The sequence below is a fragment of the Micromonospora sp. II genome (genome assembly GCF_001709195.1).
Taxonomy (GTDB): Bacteria; Actinomycetota; Actinomycetes; order Mycobacteriales; family Micromonosporaceae; genus Micromonospora; species Micromonospora chalcea.
The window spans coordinates 1-5,330 of the sequence record NZ_LYXF01000013.1 but is presented as its reverse complement, the minus strand read 5'-3'; the positions used below and the strand labels follow the sequence as shown (position 1 = coordinate 5,330).

Sequence of the window (5,330 nt, the reverse complement as noted above, 5' to 3'; positions counted from 1 at the left end):
CGCAGGTCCACCGCCGTCAGCGAGTCGAAGCCCAGCTCCCGGAACGCCCGGTCCGCCGGCACCGACTCCGCACCACCGTGCCCCAACACCTGCGCCACCAGGCCCCGCACCAGCACGTCGACCTGGGCGCGGCCCTCGTCCTCGGTGAGCCCGGCGAGCCGGTCGGCCCAGCCGCTACCGCCCTGCCCCGCCTGGCGGCGGGTGCCGGTCACGCCGATCAGGGTGCGCAGCACGGCCGGCACGGGGCCGCCGGAGGTCGCCGCCCGCAGCGCGGGCACGTCGATCACGGCCGGTACGAGGGCCGGACGGTCGGCACGCAGGGCGGCGTCGAAGAGTTCCAGCCCGACCTCGGCGCTCATCGGCGTCAGACCCGCCCGCGCGGACCGCGCCCGGTCCGCCTCCTCGATCGAGGCGGCCATGCCGGCGGTGTCCCACATGCCCCACGCGAGACTGACGGCCGGCAGACCCAACTGCCGCCGGTGGACCGCAAGCCCGTCGAGGAAGGCGTTGCCCGCCGCGTACGCCGACTGACCGGGCGAGCCGAGCACACCCGCCACCGACGAGAACACCACGAACAGATCCAGATCCAGACCCGCCGTCGCCTCGTGCAGGAACCAACCCGCCGACACCTTCGGCGCCAACACCCCGGCCAGCCGCGCCGCCGTCAGCCCCTCCAGGACACCGTCGTCCAGGACGCCGGCGGTGTGCACGACACCCGCCAGCCGACCCTCGGCGATGACCTCGGCAACCAAAGCGCCGACCTGGTCCCGGTCGGTCACGTCACAGGCGGCGATCCGCACGGACGCGCCCAGCGCGGACAGCCGCTCCGACAGCTCGCCCGCACCGGCGGCCTCCGGACCGCGCCGCGACACGAGCACCAGCGACCGCACGCCGTGCACCGACACCAGGTGCTCCGCGACCAGCGCCCCGAGCGCACCCGTACCGCCGGTCACCAGCACCGCGCCGTCACCCAAGCTGGGCGTCTGCGCGGCCGTGACGCCGGCCCGGACCAGGCGCGGCGAGTACACCGCGCCCTCGCGGACGGCGAGCTGGCCGCCGGTCGTGGCCGGTTCCCGCAGGACGCCGTCCAGCAGGGCAACCAGCGCGGCGTCCAGGTCGCCGTCGACGTCCGCGAGGACCATGCGGCCCGGGTGCTCCGACTGCGCCGAACGCAGTAGACCCCATACCGCAGCGCTCGCCAGGTCGGTCACCCGGTCGCCGTCGCCGATCGACACCGCACCCCGGGTCACGACCACGAGCCGCGAGTCCGCCAGGGCATCCGCCGCGAGCCAGGACTGCACCGTCGCCAGCACGTCCGAGGTCACTGCCCGGACCGACTCCGGCGTCGCCGCGCCGGGCGCGGGGAACACCGGCAGCAGCAGCGTCCGGGGGACGGACTCCTCCCCCGTGACCGTCGCCACGTCGGCGTACGTGGGCATTCCTACCGGTGCCGGCAGCTCCAGGCCGCCGGTCACCAGCGCCCATCCGGAAAGCTCCCCGGCGGGTGCGGTCTGCACGGCCGGCCACCGCAGCTCGAACAGCGACCGCGAGGCCACGCCCGGCGCGGCCGCGCCGGTCAGCTCTCGCAGGACGAGGGAGTCCATCGACACGACCGGCGCGCCCACCTCGTCGTACGCGGCCAGCCGCAGCCCGGAGCCGTCGCGGGTCAGGCGCACCCGCAGCGTCCCCGCGCCTGCGGCGTGGACCTGCACGCCCTCGAAGGCGAACGGCACCCGTGGTCCGCTCGATTCCTCGCCACCGAGCAGCAGCCCGATCGGGTGCAGGGCGGCGTCCAGCAGCGCCGGGTGCACGCCGAATCCGGCGCTCTCCATGGCGGCGGCCTCCGGCAGGGCCACCTCGGCGAACAGTTCGTCGCGGCCGACCCAGGCGCGCTGGAGTCCCTGGAAGACCGGCCCGTACGCCAGGCCGTGCTCCGCCAGCGTCGCGTACCACCCCGCGAGGTCCACCTCCGACGTCGGGGCGGGGGGCCAGGTGATCGTGTCGGGCTCGTCGGCGGTGGACGCCTCCAGCACACCCTCCGCGTGCCGGGTCCAGCCCGACTCGGGATCGTCGTCGGGGCGGGAGTAGACGGCGACGGGACGTTGCGGCGACTCCGACGTGGACACCCGCACCTGAATGCGTACGCCGCCGGATTCGGGGAGCACCAGCGGGGCGGCCATGGTCAGCTCCCGCAGCCGGGAGAGGCCCACCTCGTCGCCGGCCCGTACGGCCAGCTCGACCAGGGCCGTGCCGGGTACGAGCGTCAGCCCGGAGACCGTGTGGTCGGCCAGCCACGGGTGCGTGGTCAGGGAGAGCCGGCCGGTCAGCACCATCTCGTCGTCGCCGGCCAGGTCCACTGTCGCGCCGAGCAGCGGGTGCCCGGTGCGGCCGAGTCCGGCCCCGGACACGTCGCCCGTACGCGCCCGGCCGGCGGTGGGCCAGTAGCGCTGGTGCTGGAAGGCGTACGTGGGCAGGTCGACGCGCCGCGCGCCGGTCTCGGCGAACCACTGCGTCCAGGTCACCGGCATCCCGTGCACGTGCAACTCGGCCAGGGCGTGCAGCAGCGCGTGCGCCTCCGGACGGTCCCGGCGCTGCACAGCCACCGCCAGCACACCGTCGTCGTCGGGCAGCACGTCGGCGGTCATCGCGGTCAGGACGCTCTGCGGACCGACCTCCAGGAACGTGTCCACCCCGGCAGCCCGCAGAGCGGCGATCCCGTCGGCGAAGCGCACCGCCTCGCGCACATGCCGCACCCAATACTCCGGCGTGCAGATCTCATCGCCGGCCAGGGCACCCGTCACGTTCGACACCACCGGCAACAACGGCGTGGCAAAGGTGAGGCCGTGCAGGATCGTGCGGAACTCGTCGAGTATCGGCTCCATCAGCGGACTGTGGAACGCGTGGCTCACCGTCAGCCGGCGAGTGCGCACGCCCCGGTCGCGCCAGTGCCGCTCCACCTCGTCGAGGGCCTCGACGCCACCGGACACCACCACTGCGGTGGGTCCGTTGACCGCAGCGACGCCCACCCGGTCGGCGAGCCCGGCGATCGACTCGACCACCGCAGCCTCGTCGGCCGCCACGGCCAGCATGCCGCCGCCCGTCGGCAGCGCCTGCATCAACCGGCCCCGCGCGGCCACGAGAACGCACGCGTCGGCCAGGGACAACACCCCGGCCACATACGCCGCCGTCACCTCACCGATCGAGTGACCAGCCACCACATCGGGCACGACCCCGAACGACTCCACCAGACGGAACAACGCCACCTCGACCGCGAACAACCCCGCCTGCGTGAACACCGTCTGGTTCAGCAGTTCCGCCTCGGCGGACCCCGACGACGCGAACAGCACCTCCCGCAACGGACGCGGCAGCAACGGATCGAGGTGCCCACACACCTCGTCCAGCGCGGCGGCGAACACCGGGAACCCGGCGTACATCTCCCGGCCCATGCCGGCGCGCTGCGCGCCCTGGCCGGAGAAGAGCAGCGCGATCTGGCCGCGCTGGCCGGTGGCGCCGGAGACGACCGTACCGGCGGGGTCGCCGTCGGCGAGGGCGGTCAACGCCGCGACCAGGTCGTCCCGGTCGGCGGCGGTGACGACCGCCCGGTGTTCCAGCGCGGGCCGGGTGGTGACGGAGGACCAGGCCACGTCCAGCGGACGCGGGGCCTCGTCGACGGTCAGCCAGCGCGCCCACCGGCCCGCCTGCGCCGACAGCGCGGCGGCGTCGCGGGCCGACAGCAGCACCGGCACGACCGGCGGCACGTCGCGGGCGACGACCTCGCCCTCGATCGTCTCAGCCGGCGGCTGCTCGATGATCACGTGCGCGTTCGTGCCGGAGATCCCGAACGACGACACCGCCGCCCGTCGCGGCCGGTCCACCCGTGGCCACGGGGTGGGCTCGGTGGCCAGGGCCACCGCCCCCGCCGACCAGTCGACATGCGGCGACGCCTCGTCCACATGCAACGTCGCCGGCACCAGACCGTGCCGCATCGCCATGACCATCTTGATCACACCGGCCACACCGGCCGCGGCCTGCGTGTGCCCGATGTTCGACTTCACCGACCCGAGCAGCAGCGGCCGATCCTGCGGACGCTCCTGCCCGTACGTCGCCAGCAGAGCCTGCGCCTCGATCGGGTCACCCAGCGTCGTACCCGTGCCGTGCGCCTCCACCACATCCACCTCGGCGGTGGTGAGCCGGGCGTTCGCCAGCGCCTGCCGGATCACCCGCTGCTGCGACGGACCGTTCGGCGCCGTCAAGCCGTTCGACGCACCGTCCTGGTTCACGGCCGTGCCCCGCACCACCGCCAGCACGCGGTGCCCGTTGCGCCGCGCGTCCGACAGCCGCTCCACGAGCAGCACGCCGACGCCCTCGGACCAGCCGGTGCCGTCGGCGGACGCCGCGAACGACTTGCAGCGACCATCCTGCGACAGCCCGCGCTGACGGGAGAACTCGATGAACGTCCCCGGCGTCGCCATCACCGTCACACCACCGGCCAACGCCAGATCACACTCGCCGGAACGCAACGCCTGCGCGGCGAGGTGCAGCGCGACGAGGCTGGAAGAACAAGCGGTGTCGACGGTGACCGCCGGGCCCTCCAACCCGAAGGTGTAGGCGACCCGACCGGACAGCACGCTGCCCGACGTGCCCGTGCCGACGAAGCCCTCGGCGTCCGGCGGCAGGTCCATCAGGCGGGAGGCGTAGTCGTGGTACATGACACCGGCGAACACACCCGTCCGGCTGCCCCGCAACCGCTGCGGATCAAGCCCCGCCGACTCGAACGACTCCCACGACGCCTCCAACAGCAACCGCTGCTGCGGATCCATCGCCAGGGCCTCACGCGGCGAGATACCGAAGAAACCGGGGTCGAACTCTGCCGCCCCGTACAGGAAACCGCCGTGGCGCGTGTACGACGTACCGCTGCGGTTCGGGTCCGGGTCGAAGAGCGACTCCAGGTCCCAGCCGCGATCCGCCGGGAACTCCCCGATCCCCTCACCGCCGCCGGCCAGCAACTCCCACAGTTCGTCGGGGGATTCCACCCCGCCCGGGTAACGGCAGGCCATGCCCACGATCGCGATCGGCTCGTCGGCGCCGACGACCGTGCCGGCGACCTGTGCGCTGGCCGACGCGCTGACGCCGGCCAGCTCCGACCACAGGTGGTCGGCGAGCACGGCCGGGGTCGGATAGTCGAACACCAGCGTCGAGGCCAGCCGCAGCCCGGTGGCCGCGTTCAACCGGTTACGCAGGTCCACCGCCGTCAGCGAGTCGAAGCCCAGCTCCCGGAACGCCCGGTCCGCCGGCACCGACTCCGCACCACCGTGCCCCAACACCTGCGC

General features: G+C 74.0%; 1 protein-coding gene. It reads right to left on the bottom strand.

The features are described from left to right. Positions 1–5,330, bottom strand: a 5,330-nt coding sequence (locus tag A8711_RS08220; RefSeq protein WP_141707651.1) for a type I polyketide synthase, incomplete at both ends; no start/stop codon positions are given.